13 protein-coding genes, 6 tRNA genes and 3 rRNA genes (1 of these 22 running past the window's edge) are annotated in these 19,933 nt (G+C 54.6%); all 22 read left to right on the top strand.

The window, feature by feature from the left end; all coding sequences use genetic code 11:
* A 16S ribosomal RNA gene (locus tag FFH90_RS27760) occupies positions 1-199 on the top strand (it extends 1,340 nt beyond the left edge of the window).
* A gap of 82 nt (positions 200-281) precedes the next feature.
* Positions 282-358: transfer RNA gene (locus FFH90_RS27755), tRNA-Ile, on the top strand.
* 29 nt (positions 359-387) lie between these two features.
* Positions 388-463, top strand: a tRNA-Ala gene (locus FFH90_RS27750).
* A gap of 246 nt (positions 464-709) precedes the next feature.
* A 23S ribosomal RNA gene (locus FFH90_RS27745) occupies positions 710-3,601 on the top strand.
* Between the two features lie 155 nt (positions 3,602-3,756).
* Positions 3,757-3,872 (top strand): 5S ribosomal RNA (gene rrf, locus FFH90_RS27740).
* The 16S, 23S and 5S rRNA genes sit together here with 2 tRNA genes alongside, the layout of an rRNA operon.
* 135 nt (positions 3,873-4,007) lie before the next feature.
* Positions 4,008-4,967, top strand: coding sequence for a bifunctional biotin--[acetyl-CoA-carboxylase] ligase/biotin operon repressor BirA (birA, locus tag FFH90_RS27735; RefSeq protein ID WP_138866386.1), 960 nt, complete (start codon positions 4,008-4,010; stop codon positions 4,965-4,967).
* Entirely contained in the window at positions 4,957-5,706 is a 750-nt protein-coding gene (locus FFH90_RS27730; protein WP_138866385.1) for a pantothenate kinase, read from the top strand. Before birA ends, FFH90_RS27730 begins: the two co-directional genes overlap by 11 nt.
* A gap of 7 nt (positions 5,707-5,713) precedes the next feature.
* Positions 5,714-6,154, top strand: a complete 441-nt coding sequence (locus FFH90_RS27725) for a hypothetical protein (protein ID WP_064620713.1) — start codon at positions 5,714-5,716, stop codon at positions 6,152-6,154.
* 143 nt (positions 6,155-6,297) lie between these two features.
* Positions 6,298-6,382: transfer RNA gene (locus tag FFH90_RS27720), tRNA-Tyr, on the top strand.
* 24 nt (positions 6,383-6,406) lie between these two features.
* A tRNA-Gly gene (locus tag FFH90_RS27715) sits at positions 6,407-6,480 on the top strand.
* Positions 6,481-6,506: 26 nt separating this feature from the next.
* A tRNA-Thr gene (locus FFH90_RS27710) sits at positions 6,507-6,582 on the top strand.
* Positions 6,583-6,756: 174 nt separating this feature from the next.
* Positions 6,757-6,832, top strand: a tRNA-Trp gene (locus FFH90_RS27705).
* Between the two features lie 45 nt (positions 6,833-6,877).
* A complete protein-coding gene (secE, locus tag FFH90_RS27700) occupies positions 6,878-7,246 on the top strand; it encodes a preprotein translocase subunit SecE (protein WP_007933728.1) in 369 nt (122 codons plus the stop codon).
* A 9-nt stretch (positions 7,247-7,255) separates the two neighbouring features.
* Positions 7,256-7,789 carry a transcription termination/antitermination protein NusG gene (nusG, locus tag FFH90_RS27695; protein ID WP_007933727.1) on the top strand — a complete coding sequence of 178 codons (534 nt, stop codon included), beginning with the start codon at positions 7,256-7,258 and terminating at the stop codon, positions 7,787-7,789.
* Between the two features lie 117 nt (positions 7,790-7,906).
* Positions 7,907-8,338 (top strand): 50S ribosomal protein L11, encoded by a 432-nt coding sequence (gene rplK, locus FFH90_RS27690; RefSeq protein ID WP_007933726.1) that lies wholly within the window; start codon positions 7,907-7,909, stop codon positions 8,336-8,338.
* Positions 8,338-9,033, top strand: a complete 696-nt coding sequence (gene rplA, locus FFH90_RS27685; RefSeq protein ID WP_007933725.1) for a 50S ribosomal protein L1 — start codon at positions 8,338-8,340, stop codon at positions 9,031-9,033. Before rplK ends, rplA begins: the two co-directional genes overlap by 1 nt.
* Before the next feature lie 198 nt (positions 9,034-9,231).
* Entirely contained in the window at positions 9,232-9,732 is a 501-nt protein-coding gene (rplJ, locus tag FFH90_RS27680; protein ID WP_018925653.1) for a 50S ribosomal protein L10, read from the top strand.
* Between the two features lie 78 nt (positions 9,733-9,810).
* Positions 9,811-10,176 (top strand): 50S ribosomal protein L7/L12, encoded by a 366-nt coding sequence (rplL, locus tag FFH90_RS27675; RefSeq protein WP_018925654.1) that lies wholly within the window; start codon positions 9,811-9,813, stop codon positions 10,174-10,176.
* Between the two features lie 220 nt (positions 10,177-10,396).
* Positions 10,397-14,470 (top strand): DNA-directed RNA polymerase subunit beta, encoded by a 4,074-nt coding sequence (gene rpoB, locus FFH90_RS27670; RefSeq protein ID WP_018925655.1) that lies wholly within the window; start codon positions 10,397-10,399, stop codon positions 14,468-14,470.
* Between the two features lie 64 nt (positions 14,471-14,534).
* Positions 14,535-18,734: a DNA-directed RNA polymerase subunit beta' gene (gene rpoC, locus FFH90_RS27665; RefSeq protein ID WP_007933713.1), complete on the top strand. Its 4,200-nt coding sequence runs from the start codon at positions 14,535-14,537 to the stop codon at positions 18,732-18,734.
* A 218-nt stretch (positions 18,735-18,952) separates the two neighbouring features.
* Entirely contained in the window at positions 18,953-19,324 is a 372-nt protein-coding gene (gene rpsL, locus FFH90_RS27660; protein ID WP_003186084.1) for a 30S ribosomal protein S12, read from the top strand.
* 118 nt (positions 19,325-19,442) lie between these two features.
* The gene (gene rpsG, locus FFH90_RS27655) at positions 19,443-19,913 is read left to right on the top strand and encodes a 30S ribosomal protein S7 (RefSeq protein ID WP_002555493.1); all 471 of its coding nucleotides are present in this window, start codon (positions 19,443-19,445) and stop codon (positions 19,911-19,913) included.
* Positions 19,914-19,933 lie beyond the last annotated feature (20 nt).

Genomic DNA, 19,933 nt, shown 5'->3' with positions numbered 1-19,933 from the left:
CTAGTAATCGCGAATCAGAATGTCGCGGTGAATACGTTCCCGGGCCTTGTACACACCGCCCGTCACACCATGGGAGTGGGTTGCACCAGAAGTAGCTAGTCTAACCTTCGGGGGGACGGTTACCACGGTGTGATTCATGACTGGGGTGAAGTCGTAACAAGGTAGCCGTAGGGGAACCTGCGGCTGGATCACCTCCTTAATCGACGACATCAGCTGCTCCATAAGTTCCCACACGAATTGCTTGATTCATTGAAGAAGACGATACGAAGCAGCCCGAAATTGGGTCTGTAGCTCAGTTGGTTAGAGCGCACCCCTGATAAGGGTGAGGTCGGCAGTTCGAATCTGCCCAGACCCACCAATTTTGTGTGGGAATACCTGTAGAAATACGGGGCCATAGCTCAGCTGGGAGAGCGCCTGCCTTGCACGCAGGAGGTCAACGGTTCGATCCCGTTTGGCTCCACCACTACTGCTTCTGTTGTTGAAAGCTTAGAAATGAGCATTCCATCGTGATGATGGTGAATGTTGATTTCTAGTCTTTGGCTAGATCGTTCTTTAAAAATTTGGGTATGTGATAGAAAGATAGACTGAACGTTACTTTCACTGGTAACGGATCAGGCTAAGGTAAAATTTGTGAGTTGCTCTTAATTGAGCATGCGAATTTTCGGCGAATGTCGTCTTCACAGTATAACCAGATTGCTTGGGGTTATATGGTCAAGTGAAGAAGCGCATACGGTGGATGCCTTGGCAGTCAGAGGCGATGAAAGACGTGGTAGCCTGCGAAAAGCTTCGGGGAGTCGGCAAACAGACTTTGATCCGGAGATGTCTGAATGGGGGAACCCAGCCATCATAAGATGGTTATCTTGTACTGAATACATAGGTGCAAGAGGCGAACCAGGGGAACTGAAACATCTAAGTACCCTGAGGAAAAGAAATCAACCGAGATTCCCTTAGTAGTGGCGAGCGAACGGGGACTAGCCCTTAAGTTGATTTGAGATTAGCGGAACGCTCTGGAAAGTGCGGCCATAGTGGGTGATAGCCCTGTACGCGAAAATCTCTTGTCAATGAAATCGAGTAGGACGGAGCACGAGAAACTTTGTCTGAATATGGGGGGACCATCCTCCAAGGCTAAATACTACTGACTGACCGATAGTGAACTAGTACCGTGAGGGAAAGGCGAAAAGAACCCCGGAGAGGGGAGTGAAATAGATCCTGAAACCGTATGCGTACAAGCAGTGGGAGCCCACTTTGTTGGGTGACTGCGTACCTTTTGTATAATGGGTCAGCGACTTATTTTCAGTGGCGAGCTTAACCGAATAGGGGAGGCGTAGCGAAAGCGAGTCTTAATAGGGCGTCTAGTCGCTGGGAATAGACCCGAAACCGGGCGATCTATCCATGGGCAGGTTGAAGGTTAGGTAACACTGACTGGAGGACCGAACCGACTACCGTTGAAAAGTTAGCGGATGACCTGTGGATCGGAGTGAAAGGCTAATCAAGCTCGGAGATAGCTGGTTCTCCTCGAAAGCTATTTAGGTAGCGCCTCATGTATCACTGTAGGGGGTAGAGCACTGTTTCGGCTAGGGGGTCATCCCGACTTACCAAACCGATGCAAACTCCGAATACCTACAAGTGCCGAGCATGGGAGACACACGGCGGGTGCTAACGTCCGTCGTGAAAAGGGAAACAACCCAGACCGTCAGCTAAGGTCCCAAAGTTATGGTTAAGTGGGAAACGATGTGGGAAGGCTTAGACAGCTAGGAGGTTGGCTTAGAAGCAGCCACCCTTTAAAGAAAGCGTAATAGCTCACTAGTCGAGTCGGCCTGCGCGGAAGATGTAACGGGGCTCAAACCATACACCGAAGCTACGGGTATCACTTAGGTGATGCGGTAGAGGAGCGTTCTGTAAGCCTGTGAAGGTGAGTTGAGAAGCTTGCTGGAGGTATCAGAAGTGCGAATGCTGACATGAGTAACGACAATGGGTGTGAAAAACACCCACGCCGAAAGACCAAGGTTTCCTGCGCAACGTTAATCGACGCAGGGTTAGTCGGTCCCTAAGGCGAGGCTGAAAAGCGTAGTCGATGGAAAACAGGTTAATATTCCTGTACTTCTGGTTATTGCGATGGAGGGACGGAGAAGGCTAGGCCAGCTTGGCGTTGGTTGTCCAAGTTTAAGGTGGTAGGCTGGAATCTTAGGTAAATCCGGGATTCTAAGGCCGAGAGCTGATGACGAGTGTTCTTTTAGAACACGAAGTGGTTGATGCCATGCTTCCAAGAAAAGCTTCTAAGCTTCAGGTAACCAGGAACCGTACCCCAAACCGACACAGGTGGTTGGGTAGAGAATACCAAGGCGCTTGAGAGAACTCGGGTGAAGGAACTAGGCAAAATGGCACCGTAACTTCGGGAGAAGGTGCGCCGGTGAGGGTGAAGCACTTGCTGCGTAAGCCCACGCCGGTCGAAGATACCAGGCCGCTGCGACTGTTTATTAAAAACACAGCACTCTGCAAACACGAAAGTGGACGTATAGGGTGTGACGCCTGCCCGGTGCCGGAAGGTTAATTGATGGGGTTAGCTAACGCGAAGCTCTTGATCGAAGCCCCGGTAAACGGCGGCCGTAACTATAACGGTCCTAAGGTAGCGAAATTCCTTGTCGGGTAAGTTCCGACCTGCACGAATGGCGTAACGATGGCGGCGCTGTCTCCACCCGAGACTCAGTGAAATTGAAATCGCTGTGAAGATGCAGTGTATCCGCGGCTAGACGGAAAGACCCCGTGAACCTTTACTATAGCTTTGCACTGGACTTTGAATTTGCTTGTGTAGGATAGGTGGGAGGCTTTGAAGCGTGGACGCCAGTTCGCGTGGAGCCATCCTTGAAATACCACCCTGGCAACTTTGAGGTTCTAACTCAGGTCCGTTATCCGGATCGAGGACAGTGTATGGTGGGTAGTTTGACTGGGGCGGTCTCCTCCTAAAGAGTAACGGAGGAGTACGAAGGTGCGCTCAGACCGGTCGGAAATCGGTCGTAGAGTATAAAGGCAAAAGCGCGCTTGACTGCGAGACAGACACGTCGAGCAGGTACGAAAGTAGGTCTTAGTGATCCGGTGGTTCTGTATGGAAGGGCCATCGCTCAACGGATAAAAGGTACTCCGGGGATAACAGGCTGATACCGCCCAAGAGTTCATATCGACGGCGGTGTTTGGCACCTCGATGTCGGCTCATCACATCCTGGGGCTGAAGCCGGTCCCAAGGGTATGGCTGTTCGCCATTTAAAGTGGTACGCGAGCTGGGTTTAGAACGTCGTGAGACAGTTCGGTCCCTATCTGCCGTGGACGTTTGAGATTTGAGAGGGGCTGCTCCTAGTACGAGAGGACCGGAGTGGACGAACCTCTGGTGTTCCGGTTGTCACGCCAGTGGCATTGCCGGGTAGCTATGTTCGGAATAGATAACCGCTGAAAGCATCTAAGCGGGAAACTAGCCTCAAGATGAGATCTCACTGGGACCTTGAGTCCCCTGAAGGGCCGTCGAAGACTACGACGTTGATAGGTTGGGTGTGTAAGCGCTGTGAGGCGTTGAGCTAACCAATACTAATTGCCCGTGAGGCTTGACCATATAACACCCAAGCAATTTGCTGATCCGAAAGGACACCAGATTGCGGTGTGTGAAGACGCAATGAACCGAAAGTTCGCAAGCATTCACAAAAGCCGCATAAACTATCGCATACCCAATTTGCTGAAGCGTCGAAAGACGGTTCGGTACCCGAATTTCTTGACGACCATAGAGCATTGGAACCACCTGATCCCATCCCGAACTCAGAAGTGAAACGATGCATCGCCGATGGTAGTGTGGGGTTTCCCCATGTGAGAGTAGGTCATCGTCAAGATTAAATTCCGAAACCCCTATCTGCGTATGCAGGTAGGGGTTTTGTTTTGCCCGCAGGAAAACTGACGTTTAGGGTTTCTATGCAATTGCTCGGTGCATGGCTATCATGCGGGCCTCATTGTGAGGCGAGACTTGCATGCTGACGTTGTTAAAGCTTCTTAAGGATGGTCGATTCCATTCGGGCCAGGCCCTGGGCGTCGCCTTGGGCGTCAGTCGTAGCGCTGTATGGAAGCAGCTTCAGCATTTGGAGGCTGAGCTCGGCTTATCCATTCATAAAGTGCGCGGTCGCGGCTATCAGCTGGCTGCGCCATTGACGCTGCTTGATCCTGTCGAGATATGCGCGCGTGAGCCTTCCTGTGAGTGGCCCATCCTGGTCCTCGACTCAATTGACTCTACCAATGCTGAAGCTTTGCGCGCTATCGAGCGTGGCCAGATCGCGCCATTTCTGGTGCTTGCCGAGCGGCAAACGGCCGGTCGCGGACGGCGTGGACGCAAGTGGGTGAGTCCGTTCGCAGAAAACATCTATTACAGCCTGGTGTTGCGCATTGAGGGTGGGATGCGGCAACTGGAAGGCTTGAGTCTAGTTGTTGGGCTCGCCGTACTGCAGGCCTTGCGAGAGCTTGGTATTTCAGGCGCGGGTTTGAAGTGGCCTAATGATGTTCTGGTTGGTCAGAAAAAAATTGCTGGAATATTGCTCGAATTAGTGGGCGATCCTGCAGATGTGTGTCACGTAGTGATCGGTGTCGGGATCAATGTGAACATGCAGATGACTGATGAGGTTGACCAGCAGTGGACGTCCATGCGGCTCGAGTCGGGCAAGGCGGTTGATCGCAATCACCTGGTTGCGAAGTTGGGGGTGATGCTCCGGGCCTACTTGAGTCGCCACCAGATCGACGGATTTCCGGCTATCCGGGCGGAGTGGGAGCAAAATCATCTATGGCAGGGGCGCGCCGTGTCGTTGATTGCTGGAGCTAGTCAGATAGATGGAGAGGTGTTGGGTATCGATGGTCAGGGTGCCTTGCGCTTGAAGGTGGATGGCGTGGAAAAAGTCTTTAGTGGTGGTGAGCTCAGCCTGAGGTTGCGTGATGATACTTGAGCTCGATTGTGGAAACAGTTTCATCAAGTGGCGTGTGCTCGGCGCGGATGTCGGGCGGGTGGTTGGTGAGGGTGTCGTTGATTCGGATCTCGCGCTGCTTGAGAGTTTGAAGGGGCTCAAGGGGCTCGCTCTCAAGCATTGTCGGTTAGTGAGTGTCAGAACCGCTGAAGAAACCGGAGCCTTGATCTCTTCGTTGACAGAGGCTTTCGGCGTTTCCGTGGTGTGCGCCACACCGGCTCGCGAAATGTCCGGGGTTCGTAATGGCTATGAAGAGTTCGAGCGGCTAGGACTTGATCGCTGGCTTGCAATGCTCGGAGGATTTCACCTGGCTCCAGGTGCTTGTCTGGTGCTCGACTTCGGTACCGCGGTCACTGCTGATTTTGTCGCTAGGGATGGCGAGCATCTTGGAGGCTTCATCTGTCCGGGAATGCCCTTAATGCGTAACCAGTTGCGTACTCATACCCGTAGAATCCGCTATGGCGACCTTGCTGCCGAGCGCGCTTTGGAGAGTCTTGTTCCTGGGCGTACTACCGTCGAGGCGGTCGAGCGAGGTTGTGTGCTGATGTTGAGGGGCTTTGTTCAGGCTCAGCTAGATTTGGCGCGCAGCTATTGGGGGGAGGATTTCGCTGTATTCCTCACAGGAGGAGATGCTGATCTGGTCTCCGAGATTGTGCCTGGGGCCAGGGTGGTTCCAGATCTGGTGTTTGTAGGGTTGGCTATGGCGTGTCCCTTGTCTTGAGGTTTTTATGCGTTGGTTGTTCCTGCTGCTGCTTGTTCTCAATGTGTTCTATTACGTCTGGCACCAACAGGAGGCCCCGCTTCGCGCGAAGGATGTGACCCCCTTGAGTATGTATCGGGGCTCTCAGCAGGACATTCGTTTGTTGAGTGAGGCGACTGATACGACCCGAGATAAAGGAAAATCCACGCAGACAGAAAGCAGTTGTCTCTATCTGGGCGGTTCTGCCCGGCAGGAAGTCGCTCAGGCAATCGAGCATCGATTGAGTGGCATGGACATCAAGTTTCAGCCCTTGCCGAAGGATCTCCCTGAATATGCGGGTTACTGGGTGCGTGTGGCGCCGGAAAGCCGGCGTTTGCTGGATGACTTGCAGTTGCAAAGCCTTTCTAAAGAATTCAATGAGTTAAAACATAAAATAATGCCGTGTGAGGGGGTTGCACCTGTCGAATAGTTTGCATAGAATGGCGCCCGCTTCGCAGTGAAGACCTTTTAAAGGTTGACGGTGCGAAGCGAGGTCAACGCAGCTAACCTCAGGTTTTTAATGAGAAAATGCTTGACAGAAGGCTGGCATAGTATAGAATGCCGGCTCGCTTAGGAGGGGTTCCCGAGCGGCCAAAGGGATCAGACTGTAAATCTGACGTCTACGACTTCGAAGGTTCGAATCCTTCCCCCTCCACCATTTTTAGCGAGAGCTGCAAGCTCCGCGGGTATAGTTTAGTGGTAGAACCTCAGCCTTCCAAGCTGATGATGCGGGTTCGATTCCCGCTACCCGCTCCAGGTTTGCAGGTCCTGCAAAGTGTTACGCTCTTGTAGCTCAGTTGGTAGAGCACACCCTTGGTAAGGGTGAGGTCAGCGGTTCAAATCCGCTCAAGAGCTCCATATAACAAGGCAGATATGAAAATATCTGCCTTTGTTTTAATGGCTTGTAGATGCGCGTTGTTGCCTGAGAGGGTGTTGTGCATCTTTGGTGCTGGTGTGCATGGCCAGGATCGATGAGTAAATTGTTGTAAAGTCTTTTTCGGGCCGGCATAATGGTCGGCCTGATTTTGTTTTAGGTCAGTAGCTCAATTGGCAGAGCGACGGTCTCCAAAACCGTAGGTTGGGGGTTCGATTCCCTCCTGACCTGCCAGATTCACCAGGTGTGTCTGGCTTTCTTTTCACAGGATCTTCATAGATGACTCCTAAAGCTGAAGCTCAAGGCTCTCGCTTCGATCTACTCAAGTGGCTGGTAGTAGTTGCTTTGGTGATTGTTGGCGTTGTTGGCAATCAGTATTACTCTGCTTCGCCGATCCTGTACCGCGTGCTCGCTTTGCTGGTCATTGCTGCTGTAGCTGCCTTTGTAGGCCTGCAGACGGTTAAGGGCAAGTCTTTCTTTGTACTGGTTAAGGAAGCGCGCACCGAGATTCGTAAAGTCGTTTGGCCAACTCGCCAAGAAACTACGCAGACCACGTTGATCGTTGTGGCTGTTGTTCTGGTTATGGCGTTGCTGTTGTGGGGGCTTGATTCCCTGCTCGGTTGGCTTGTTTCCTTGATCGTCGGCTAAGGGTGTCCCGTGGCTAAGCGTTGGTACGTTGTGCATGCTTACTCCGGTTACGAGAAGCATGTCATGCGTTCGTTGATCGAGCGCGTAAAGCTGGCTGGCATGGAAGATGGCTTCGGCGAAATTCTGGTTCCCACTGAAGAAGTGGTTGAGATGCGTAATGGCCAGAAGCGCAAAAGCGAACGCAAATTCTTCCCTGGTTATGTGCTGGTTCAGATGGACATGAACGAGGGTACTTGGCACTTGGTCAAGGATACTCCTCGGGTGATGGGCTTCATCGGTGGTACTGCCGACAAACCTGCACCAATCACAGATAAAGAAGCAGAAGCGATTCTGCGTCGCGTTGCTGATGGTAGCGACAAGCCGAAGCCGAAGACGTTGTTCGAGCCGGGTGAGTCGGTACGTGTCAACGACGGGCCGTTTGCCGATTTTACCGGCACGGTTGAAGAGGTTAACTACGAAAAGAGCCGGATCCAAGTGGCGGTGCTCATTTTCGGTCGCTCTACTCCGGTAGAGTTGGAGTTCAGTCAGGTCGAAAAGGTCTAGCTGAGCAAGCATCCCAACCCCGCAGCCCTAGGCTGTGGGGTTTTGTCGTCACTGGGATAAACGCGCAAGTAACCGGGGAGCCTTTCGAGGCGTTTGAACCCGTAATTGGAGTGCCTCATGGCCAAGAAGATTACCGCTTACATCAAGCTGCAAGTGAAGGCCGCTCAGGCTAACCCAAGCCCACCTGTTGGTCCTGCTCTGGGTCAGCACGGCGTGAACATCATGGAATTCTGCAAGGCTTTCAACGCCCGTACTCAGGGTCTTGAGCCAGGTCTGCCGACTCCAGTGATCATCACTGTCTACAGCGACCGTAGCTTCACGTTCGAAACCAAATCCACTCCTGCTTCGGTTCTGCTGAAGAAGGCGGCTGGTCTGACTAGCGGTTCCGCTCGTCCGAACACCGTTAAGGTTGGCACTGTGACTCGTGCTCAGCTGGAAGAAATCGCGAAAACCAAAAACGCGGATCTGACTGCAGCTGATATGGAAGCAGCCGTGCGTACTATCGCCGGTTCTGCTCGTAGCATGGGCCTTAACGTGGAGGGTGTGTAATGGCTAAGCTGACCAAGCGTCAAAAGGCTATCGCCGGCAAAATCGAAGCAGGCAAGGCCTACAACTTTGTAGACGCTGCTGCTCTGCTGTCCGAGCTGTCGACTGTCAAGTTCAGCGAGTCGTTCGACGTAGCTGTGAACCTGGGTGTTGACCCGCGTAAATCCGACCAGGTCGTTCGTAGCGCTACCGTGCTGCCGCACGGTACCGGCAAGACCGTTCGCGTTGCTGTGTTCACTCAGGGTCCAGCTGCCGAGGCCGCTCTGGCTGCCGGCGCTGACCGTGTAGGTATGGACGACCTGGCTGCCGAAATGAAAGGCGGCGACCTGAACTATGACGTAGTGATCGCATCCCCGGATGCAATGCGCGTTGTAGGTCAGTTGGGTCAGATCCTCGGTCCACGTGGTCTGATGCCTAACCCTAAAGTCGGCACAGTAACTCCAGACGTAGCTACCGCGGTTAAAAACGCCAAGGCTGGTCAGGTTCGTTATCGCACCGACAAAAACGGCATCATCCACACTTCCGTTGGCAAAGTCGGCTTCGATGCCGTCAAGCTGAAGGAAAACGTTGAAGCCCTGATCGCTGATCTGAAGCGTATCAAGCCAGCTTCCTCGAAAGGTATTTACGTCAAGCGCGTTACCCTGAGCACTACTATGGGTCCAGGTCTGGTCATCGACCAGGGTTCGCTCGACGCGTAAGACGCAGGTTGGCGCAAGTAATTGCGCCAATTGAAAGATTGGGGTCCCTGCCTGGCGGGGGCTATCCAAGACCGTAGGCGACGCAAGTCTTAAACCTCAAGCCTACGCAGATGGTGCTCCCGGTTCCTTACCGAATCAGACACCAAAACGACATCCGGTTTCGACTGGATGAAACGGTAACAAGCAGGAGTTAAACCCGTGGCAATTAAACTCGAAGACAAGAAGGCCATCGTCGCTGAAGTCAACGAGGCTGCCAAAGTCGCTCTGTCCGCTGTCGTGGCTGATGCCCGTGGCGTAACAGTAGGCGCGATGACCGGACTCCGTAAAGAGGCTCGTGAAGCTGGCGTTTATGTACGTGTCGTACGTAACACCCTGCTCAAGCGCGCTGTTGCTGACACTGAATTCAGTGTCCTCAACGACGTGTTCACCGGCCCTACCCTGATTGCATTCTCCAAAGAACATCCAGGCGCTGCTGCCCGGATTTTCAAAGAGTTCGCCAAGGGTCAGGACAAGTTCGAGATCAAGGCAGCTGCGTTTGATGGCAAGTTCCTTGCCGCTAACCAGATCGACGTGTTGGCTACCCTGCCGACCCGCGACGAAGCTATTGCGAAACTGATGAGCGTGATCCAAGGCGCTACCAGCAAGCTGGCTCGTACCCTGGCAGCCGTTCGCGACCAGAAAGAAGCTGCTGCTGCCTAAGGCACAGCGAGACCTTTCAAAATCATATGTTTAATTTGATGGCTGCGTAAGCTGTCACCCCAATACAGGATTCAAGTCATGTCTCTGACTAACGAACAAATCATCGAAGCAATCGGCCAGAAAACCGTTCTGGAAGTTGTTGAGCTGATCAAAGCAATGGAAGAAACCTTCGGCGTTACCGCTGCTGTTGCTGCTGCTGGTCCAGCTGCTGCTGCCGCTGTTGTTGAAGAGCAAACTGAATTCAACGTCATGCTGACCGAAGCTGGCGAGAAGAAAGTTAACGTGATCAAGGCTGTACGTGAACTGACCGGTCTGGGCCTGAAAGAAGCCAAGGCTGTAGTTGACGGCGCTCCTGCCATGGTTCTGGAAGCTGTTGCCAAAGACGCAGCTGACAAAGCCAAAGCAGCTCTGGAAGAAGCAGGCGCTAAAGTCGAGCTGAAATAAGCATCGACTTTGCTCCTCCAGCCCGAGCGTTAAGCGAAAGGCTGATGGCTGGTGGCTCTTGCCACCGGCCTTTTTCCGTTATTGGCAGCCGACTGGGTCGGTGCTGGTAACGAGCTGTATCCACCCGATGTGGTGGCGCAAACCATGGGGTTTGCACGATTTTCTGGCTGCTCCCGTCGGGAGGGGCCAAACAAGCAGGTGACCAAGCTGGGGAACGCTGATGGCTTACTCATATACTGAGAAAAAACGTATCCGCAAGGACTTTAGCAAGTTGCCGGACGTCATGGATGTGCCGTACCTCCTGGCCATCCAGCTGGATTCGTATCGTGAATTCTTGCAAGCGGGAGCGACTAAAGATCAGTTCCGCGACGTGGGCCTGCATGCGGCCTTCAAATCCGTTTTCCCGATCATCAGCTACTCCGGCAATGCTGCGCTGGAGTACGTCGGTTATCGCCTGGGCGAACCGGCATTTGATGTCAAAGAATGCGTATTGCGCGGTGTAACTTACGCCGTACCTTTGCGGGTAAAAGTGCGCCTGATCATTTTCGACAAAGAATCGTCGAACAAAGCGATCAAGGACATCAAAGAGCAAGAAGTCTACATGGGTGAAATCCCCCTGATGACTGAGAACGGTACCTTCGTAATCAACGGTACCGAGCGTGTAATCGTTTCCCAGCTGCACCGTTCCCCGGGCGTGTTCTTCGACCACGACCGTGGCAAGACGCACAGCTCCGGCAAACTGCTGTACTCCGCGCGCATCATTCCTTACCGCGGTTCGTGGTTGGACTTCGAGTTCGACCCGAAAGATTGCGTATTTGTGCGTATCGACCGTCGCCGCAAGCTGCCTGCATCGGTACTGCTGCGCGCGCTGGGCTATACCACTGAAGAAGTGCTGGACGCGTTCTACACCACCAACGTCTTCCATGTGCAGGGTGAAAACCTCAGCCTGGAACTGGTGCCTCAGCGCCTGCGTGGTGAAATTGCTGTCCTCGATATTCAGGATGACAAAGGCAAGGTTATTGTCGAGCAAGGTCGTCGTATCACCGCTCGCCACATCAACCAGCTGGAAAAAGCCGGGATCAAAGAGCTGCAAGTGCCTCTGGACTACGTCCTGGGTCGCACTACCGCCAAGGTCATCGTGCATCCGGCTACCGGCGAAATCCTGGCAGAGTGCAACACCGAGCTGAACACCGAAATCCTGGCAAAAATTGCCAAGGCGGGCGTTGTTCGCATCGAAACTCTGTACACCAACGATATCGACTGCGGTCCGTTCGTCTCCGACACCCTGAAGATCGACTCCACCAGCAACCAATTGGAAGCGCTGGTCGAGATCTATCGCATGATGCGTCCAGGCGAGCCGCCAACCAAGGACGCTGCCGAGACACTGTTCAACAACCTGTTCTTCAGTCCTGAGCGCTATGATCTGTCTGCGGTCGGCCGGATGAAGTTCAACCGTCGTATCGGTCGTACCGAGATCGAAGGTTCGGGCGTGTTGTGCAAAGAAGACATCGTCGCGGTTCTGAAGACTCTGGTCGACATCCGTAACGGTAAAGGCATCGTCGATGACATCGACCACCTGGGTAACCGTCGTGTTCGCTGCGTAGGCGAAATGGCCGAGAACCAGTTCCGCGTTGGCCTGGTACGTGTTGAGCGTGCGGTCAAAGAGCGTCTGTCGATGGCGGAAAGCGAAGGCCTGATGCCGCAAGACCTGATCAACGCCAAGCCAGTGGCTGCGGCGGTGAAAGAGTTCTTCGGTTCCAGTCAGCTGTCCCAGTTCATGGACCAGAACAACCCGCTGTCCGAGATCACCCACAAGCGTCGTGTCTCTGCACTCGGCCCAGGCGGTTTGACTCGCGAACGTGCAGGCTTCGAAGTCCGTGACGTACACCCGACTCACTACGGTCGTGTATGCCCGATTGAAACGCCGGAAGGTCCGAACATCGGTCTGATCAACTCCCTGGCCGCCTATGCGCGCACCAACCAGTACGGCTTCCTCGAGAGCCCGTACCGCGTGGTGAAAGACGCTCTGGTCACCGACGAGATCGTTTTCCTGTCCGCCATCGAAGAAGCTGATCACGTGATCGCTCAGGCTTCGGCCACGATGAACGACAAGAAAGTCCTGATCGACGAGCTGGTAGCTGTTCGTCACTTGAACGAGTTCACCGTCAAGGCGCCGGAAGATGTCACCTTGATGGACGTGTCGCCGAAGCAGGTAGTTTCGGTTGCTGCGTCGCTGATCCCGTTCCTCGAGCACGACGACGCCAACCGTGCGTTGATGGGTTCGAACATGCAGCGTCAAGCTGTACCAACCCTGCGTGCTGACAAGCCGCTGGTAGGTACCGGCATGGAACGTAACGTGGCTCGCGACTCCGGCGTTTGCGTCGTGGCTCGTCGTGGCGGCGTGATCGATTCCGTCGACGCCAGCCGTATCGTGGTTCGTGTTGCTGATGATGAAGTTGAAACCGGCGAAGCTGGTGTCGACATCTACAACCTGACCAAGTACACCCGCTCCAACCAGAACACCTGCATCAACCAGCGTCCGCTGGTGAGCAAAGGTGATCGGGTTCAGCGCAGCGACATCATGGCCGACGGTCCGTCCACCGATATGGGTGAACTGGCTCTGGGTCAGAACATGCGCATCGCGTTCATGGCATGGAACGGCTTCAACTTCGAAGACTCCATCTGCCTGTCCGAGCGTGTTGTTCAGGAAGACCGTTTCACCACGATCCACATCCAGGAACTGACCTGTGTGGCGCGTGACACCAAGCTTGGGCCAGAGGAAATCACTGCAGACATCCCGAACGTGGGTGAAGCTGCACTGAACAAGCTGGACGAAGCCGGTATCGTTTACGTAGGTGCTGAAGTAGGCGCAGGCGACATCCTGGTAGGTAAGGTTACTCCGAAAGGCGAGACCCAACTGACTCCGGAAGAAAAACTGCTGCGTGCGATCTTCGGTGAAAAAGCCAGCGACGTTAAAGACACCTCCCTGCGTGTGCCTACCGGCACCAAGGGTACTGTCATCGACGTACAGGTCTTCACCCGTGACGGCGTTGAGCGTGATGCTCGTGCACTGTCGATCGAGAAGACTCAACTCGACGAGATCCGCAAGGACCTGAACGAAGAGTTCCGTATCGTTGAAGGCGCTACTTTCGAACGTCTGCGTTCCGCTCTGGTCGGCCACAAAGCCGAAGGCGGCGCCGGTCTGAAGAAAGGTCAGGAAATCACCGACGAAGTTCTCGACGGTCTTGAGCACGGCCAGTGGTTCAAGCTGCGCATGGCTGAAGATGCTCTGAACGAGCAGCTCGAGAAGGCTCAGGCCTACATCGTTGATCGCCGCCGTCTGCTGGACGACAAGTTCGAAGACAAGAAGCGCAAGCTGCAGCAGGGCGATGACCTGGCTCCAGGCGTGCTGAAAATCGTCAAGGTTTACCTGGCAATCCGTCGCCGCATCCAGCCGGGCGACAAGATGGCCGGTCGTCACGGTAACAAGGGTGTGGTCTCCGTGATCATGCCGGTTGAAGACATGCCGCACGATGCCAATGGCACCCCGGTCGACGTCGTCCTCAACCCGTTGGGCGTACCTTCGCGTATGAACGTTGGTCAGATCCTTGAAACCCACCTGGGCCTCGCGGCCAAAGGTCTGGGCGAGAAGATCAACCGGATGGTCGAAGAGCAGCGTAAGGTTGCTGAACTTCGCACCTTCCTGGACGAGATCTACAACCAGATCGGCGGTCGTAACGAAGATCTGGATAGCTTCTCCGACCAGGAAATTCTGGATCTGGCGAAGAACCTGCGTGGCGGCGTTCCAATGGCCACTCCAGTGTTCGACGGCGCCAAGGAAAGCGAAATCAAGGCCATGCTGAAACTGGCAGACCTGCCAGAAAGCGGCCAGATGCAGCTGACCGACGGCCGTACCGGCAACAAGTTCGAGCGCCCGGTTACTGTTGGCTACATGTACATGCTGAAGCTGAACCACTTGGTAGACGACAAGATGCACGCTCGTTCTACCGGTTCGTACAGCCTGGTTACCCAGCAGCCGCTGGGTGGTAAGGCGCAGTTCGGTGGTCAGCGTTTCGGGGAGATGGAGGTCTGGGCACTGGAAGCATACGGTGCTGCTTACACTCTGCAAGAAATGCTCACAGTGAAGTCGGACGATGTGAACGGCCGGACCAAGATGTACAAAAACATCGTGGACGGCGATCACCGTATGGAGCCGGGCATGCCCGAGTCCTTCAACGTGTTGATCAAGGAAATTCGTTCCCTCGGCATCGATATCGATCTGGAAACCGAATAACACGTGACGCGAATCGAGAGCGGGGCAGGATTGCCCGCTCTCTGCTCCGCCAGGAGGAAAGGCCTTGAAAGACCTACTGAATTTGCTGAAAAACCAGGGTCAAGTCGAAGAGTTCGACGCCATCCGTATTGGATTGGCATCGCCTGAGATGATCCGTTCGTGGTCGTTCGGTGAAGTTAAAAAGCCGGAAACCATCAACTACCGTACGTTCAAACCTGAGCGTGACGGCCTGTTCTGCGCCAAGATCTTTGGCCCGGTAAAGGATTACGAGTGCCTGTGCGGTAAGTACAAGCGCTTGAAGCACCGTGGTGTGATCTGCGAGAAGTGCGGCGTTGAAGTCGCGCTGGCAAAAGTTCGTCGTGAGCGCATGGCGCACATCGAGCTGGCCTCGCCAGTAGCCCACATCTGGTTCCTGAAATCGCTGCCGTCCCGTATCGGCTTGCTGATGGACATGACCCTGCGTGATATCGAGCGCGTTCTCTACTTCGAGAGCTATGTCGTTATCGATCCAGGCATGACCACCCTTGAAAAGGGTCAGCTGCTCAACGACGAGCAGTACTTCGAAGCGCTGGAAGAGTTCGGCGACGATTTCGATGCCCGCATGGGTGCTGAAGCTGTCCGTGAACTGCTGCACGCTATCGACCTGGAGCACGAGATTGGCCGTCTGCGTGAAGAGATTCCGCAAACCAACTCCGAAACCAAAATCAAAAAGCTGTCCAAGCGTCTGAAGTTGATGGAAGCCTTCCAGGGTTCCGGCAACCTGCCAGAGTGGATGGTGCTGACCGTTCTGCCGGTTCTGCCGCCAGATCTGCGTCCACTGGTCCCATTGGATGGCGGTCGTTTCGCGACTTCCGACCTCAACGATCTGTATCGTCGAGTGATCAACCGTAACAACCGTTTGAAGCGCCTGCTTGATCTGTCCGCTCCGGACATCATCGTGCGCAACGAAAAGCGTATGTTGCAGGAAGCCGTCGACGCACTGCTCGACAACGGTCGTCGTGGCCGCGCTATCACCGGTTCCAACAAGCGTCCTCTGAAATCCCTGGCTGACATGATCAAGGGTAAGCAAGGTCGTTTCCGTCAGAACTTGCTCGGTAAGCGTGTTGACTACTCCGGTCGTTCGGTAATTACCGTAGGTCCGACCCTGCGTCTGCACCAGTGCGGTCTGCCGAAGAAGATGGCTCTCGAGCTGTTCAAACCGTTCATTTTCGGCAAGCTGGAAATGCGTGGTCTTGCTACCACCATCAAAGCGGCCAAGAAGATGGTTGAGCGTGAGCTGCCAGAGGTTTGGGACGTTCTCGCTGAAGTGATTCGCGAACACCCGGTTCTCCTCAACCGTGCACCGACCCTTCACCGTCTGGGTATCCAGGCGTTTGAACCGGTACTGATCGAAGGTAAGGCTATCCAGCTGCACCCTCTGGTCTGTGCTGCGTACAACGCCGACTTCGACGGCGACCAAATGGCCGTGCACGTACCGCTGACGCTGGAAGCCCAGCTGGAAGCGCGTGCGTTGATGATGTCGACCAACAACATTCTGTCGCCAGCCAACGGTGAGCCAATCATCGTTCCTTCGCAGGACGTTGTATTGGGTCTGTACTACATGACTCGTGAAGCGATCAACGCCAAAGGCGAAGGTCGTGTGTTCGCGGATCTGCAGGAAGTTGACCGTGTGTTCCGTGCCGGCGAAGCCGCACTGCACGCCAAGGTCAAGGTGCGGATCAACGAAACCGTGAACGATCGTGATGGCGGCAGCGTGACCAACACTCGTATCGTCGACACTACCGTCGGTCGTGCGCTGTTGTTCCAGGTTGTGCCAAAAGGTCTGTCCTTCGACGTCGTCAACCTGCCGATGAAGAAGAAAGCGATCTCCAAGCTGATCAACCAGTGCTACCGCGTGGTTGGTTTGAAAGAGACCGTGATCTTCGCTGACCAGTTGATGTACACCGGTTTTGCCTATTCGACCATCTCCGGCGTTTCCATCGGTGTTAACGACTTCGTTATCCCGGATGAAAAAGCCCGCATCATCGGTGCCGCCACCGACGAAGTGAAAGAGATCGAAAGTCAGTACGCCTCCGGCCTGGTAACCCAGGGCGAGAAGTACAACAAAGTGATCGACCTTTGGTCCAAGGCGAACGACGAAGTTTCCAAGGCGATGATGGCCAACCTCTCGAAAGAGAAAGTCATTGACCGCCATGGCGTCGAAGTCGATCAGGAATCCTTCAACTCGATGTACATGATGGCCGACTCGGGCGCACGGGGTTCTGCTGCGCAGATCCGTCAGCTCGCCGGTATGCGTGGCCTGATGGCCAAGCCGGACGGTTCCATCATCGAAACGCCGATTACTGCGAACTTCCGTGAAGGTTTGAGCGTACTTCAGTACTTCATCTCTACTCACGGTGCTCGTAAAGGTCTGGCGGATACCGCGTTGAAAACTGCGAACTCCGGTTACCTGACTCGTCGTCTGGTAGACGTGGCGCAGGATCTGGTTGTGACCGAGATCGATTGCGGTACCGAACATGGCCTGGTAATGACTCCGCACATTGAAGGCGGTGACGTTGTTGAGCCGTTGGGTGAGCGCGTATTGGGTCGTGTCATTGCCCGTGACGTATTCAAGCCAGGCACCGAGGAAGTTATCGTTCCTGCCGGCACTCTGGTAGACGAGAAGTGGGTCGAGTTCATCGAGCTGAACAGCATCGACGAAGTGATCGTGCGTTCGCCGATCAGCTGCGAAACCCGCTATGGCATTTGCGCCAAGTGCTACGGTCGTGACTTGGCTCGTGGTCACCAGGTGAACATCGGTGAAGCGGTCGGCGTTATCGCTGCCCAGTCCATCGGTGAGCCGGGTACCCAGCTGACCATGCGTACGTTCCACATCGGTGGTGCGGCAAGCCGGACCTCCGCAGCCGACAGCGTTCAGGTGAAGAATGGCGGTACCGTCCGTCTGCATAACCTGAAGCACGTTGAGCGAGTGGACGGTTGCCTGGTTGCTGTGTCCCGTTCCGGTGAGCTGGCAATCGCTGATGACTTCGGTCGTGAGCGTGAGCGCTACAAGCTGCCGTACGGTGCTGTGATTTCGGTTAAAGAAGGTGACAAGGTCGACGCTGGCGCAATCGTGGCCAAGTGGGATCCGCACACTCACCCAATCGTCACCGAAATGAAAGGTACCGTGACCTACGTGGGTATGGAAGAAGGCATCACGATCAAGCGTCAGACTGACGAATTGACCGGTATGACCAACATTGAAGTACTCGACGCCAAAGACCGTCCAGCTGCCGGTAAAGATATCCGTCCTGCTGTGAAGATGGTTGATGACAACGGCAAGGATCTCTTGCTGCCGGGTACCGACGTAATTGCTCAGTACTTCCTGCCTGCTAACGCCCTGGTCGGTGTAGCGGACGGTGCGAAAATCGCGATCGGTGATGTTATCGCTCGTATTCCGCAAGAGACTTCGAAGACCCGTGACATCACCGGTGGTCTGCCGCGTGTTGCCGACTTGTTCGAAGCCCGTCGTCCGAAAGAAGCCTCGATTCTGGCTGAAGTCAGCGGCACCATCGCGTTCGGTAAAGAGACCAAAGGCAAGCGCCGTCTGGTTATCACCCCGAACGACGGTAGCGATCCGTACGAAGAGCTGATTCCGAAGTGGCGTCACCTGAACGTCTTCGAAGGCGAACAGGTAAACCGCGGCGAAGTTATCTCCGACGGTCCGAGCGATCCACACGACATCCTGCGTCTGCTGGGTGTGAGTGCGCTGGCCAAGTACATCGTGAACGAGATCCAGGACGTTTACCGTCTGCAAGGCGTGAAGATCAACGACAAGCACATCGAGACCATCCTGCGTCAGATGCTGCGTAAAGTTGAGATCGCTGAATCCGGCGATTCCAGTTTCATCAAGGGCGACCAGATGGAATTGACTCACGTGTTGGTAGAGAACGAGCGTCTGAGCAATGAAGACAAATTTGTCTCCAAGTTCACTCGCGTTCTGCTGGGTATCACCAAGGCGTCGTTGTCCACCGAATCGTTCATCTCGGCGGCTTCCTTCCAGGAAACCACTCGCGTACTGACCGAGGCGGCGGTAACCGGCAAGCGCGATTACCTGCGCGGCTTGAAAGAAAACGTGGTCGTGGGTCGTCTGATCCCGGCCGGTACCGGTCTGGCTTATCACAGCGAGCGCAAGCGCCGCCGTGATGCTGACAAACCGTTGCGCGTGAGCGCCAGTGAAGTGGAAGCTGCACTGACCGAAGCGCTGAACTCGAGCGGTAACTGAGTTCTGCGGTAGTAAATGAGTGCAGGCCCTGATCGCTCCGTTCATCCAGTCGAGACAATTTGTCGAGGTTGGATGGGGGGAGAGGTCGGGGCCTTGCCTTGACTGGGGGCAAGATCCTCTTTAGACTCTTGTACCCCTAAATTTGGCGGGGATTCGTTCCTGCCATTTTGCTTTTCTTGCAAGACAATAGCGTCGCAAGACAACAGTGGAGCTAGTAGATGGCAACTATCAACCAGCTGGTACGTCAGCCGCGTAAGCGTATCGTCGAGAAATCCGACGTGCCTGCGCTGCAGAACTGCCCGCAACGTCGTGGCGTATGCACCCGTGTGTATACCACTACGCCGAAAAAACCTAACTCGGCACTGCGTAAAGTATGCCGTGTGCGTCTGACCAACGGTTTCGAGGTTTCCTCGTACATCGGCGGTGAAGGCCACAACCTGCAAGAGCACAGCGTGGTACTGATCCGCGGCGGTCGTGTAAAAGACTTGCCAGGTGTTCGTTACCACACCGTTCGCGGCTCTTTGGATACTTCCGGCGTTAAAGGTCGTAACCAAGGTCGTTCGAAGTACGGTACCAAGCGTCCGAAGTAATAGTCGCTTGCAGCAAAAAACCGATTTCTATTTTTCTGAGTCGATAAGAGTAAGGTCGGAGGCGTCCCGAAAGGGCACCGATTCCGAGCGAACCTGAAGACCGTTTGAGGGCTTATCCATGCCAAGAAGACGCGTAGCAGCCAAGCGCGAAGTGCTTGACGATCCAAAATACGGAAGCCAAATCCTGGCCAAGTTCATGAACCACGTGATGGAAAGCGGCAAAAAAGCCGTTGCCGAGCGTATCGTTTATGGCGCGCTGGAAAAGGTTAAAGAACGCAAGAACAGCGACCCCCTGGAAATCTTCGAGAAAGCTCTCGACGCCATCGCTCCGCTGGTCGAAGTAAAGTCGCGCCGTGTAGGCGGTGCTACTTACCAGGTTCCGGTCGAAGTTCGTCCGTCCCGTCGTAACGCGCTGGCAATGCGCTGGTTGGTAGACTTCGCCCGTAAGCGCGGCGAGAAGTCTATGGCTCTGCGTTTGGCTGGCGAACTGTTGGACGCTGCTGAAGGTAAAGGTGCTGCTGTTAAGAAGCGTGAAGACGTGCACCGTATGGCTGAAGCCAACAAGGCTTTCTCGCACTACCGCTTCTAATTTTAGCTTCACTAATTTTG

Origin of the sequence: Pseudomonas sp. ATCC 43928 (assembly GCF_005938665.2) — a bacterium.
GTDB lineage: Bacteria > Pseudomonadota > Gammaproteobacteria > Pseudomonadales > Pseudomonadaceae > Aquipseudomonas.
This window is presented reverse-complemented; position numbering and strand designations above follow the sequence as displayed.

Excerpts from the sequence above, each read along its gene's own strand:
- birA (WP_138866386.1), top strand. The coding sequence starts at position 4,008 with ATGCTGACGTTGTTAAAGCTTCTTAAGGATGGTCGATTCCATTCGGGC.
- FFH90_RS27730 (WP_138866385.1), top strand. The coding sequence starts at position 4,957 with ATGATACTTGAGCTCGATTGTGGAAACAGTTTCATCAAGTGGCGTGTG.
- FFH90_RS27725 (WP_064620713.1), top strand. The coding sequence starts at position 5,714 with ATGCGTTGGTTGTTCCTGCTGCTGCTTGTTCTCAATGTGTTCTATTAC.
- secE (WP_007933728.1), top strand. The coding sequence starts at position 6,878 with ATGACTCCTAAAGCTGAAGCTCAAGGCTCTCGCTTCGATCTACTCAAG.
- rplK (WP_007933726.1), top strand. The coding sequence starts at position 7,907 with ATGGCCAAGAAGATTACCGCTTACATCAAGCTGCAAGTGAAGGCCGCT.
- rplA (WP_007933725.1), top strand. The coding sequence starts at position 8,338 with ATGGCTAAGCTGACCAAGCGTCAAAAGGCTATCGCCGGCAAAATCGAA.
- rplL (WP_018925654.1), top strand. The coding sequence starts at position 9,811 with ATGTCTCTGACTAACGAACAAATCATCGAAGCAATCGGCCAGAAAACC.
- rpoB (WP_018925655.1), top strand. The coding sequence starts at position 10,397 with ATGGCTTACTCATATACTGAGAAAAAACGTATCCGCAAGGACTTTAGC.
- rpsL (WP_003186084.1), top strand. The coding sequence starts at position 18,953 with ATGGCAACTATCAACCAGCTGGTACGTCAGCCGCGTAAGCGTATCGTC.
- rpsG (WP_002555493.1), top strand. The coding sequence starts at position 19,443 with ATGCCAAGAAGACGCGTAGCAGCCAAGCGCGAAGTGCTTGACGATCCA.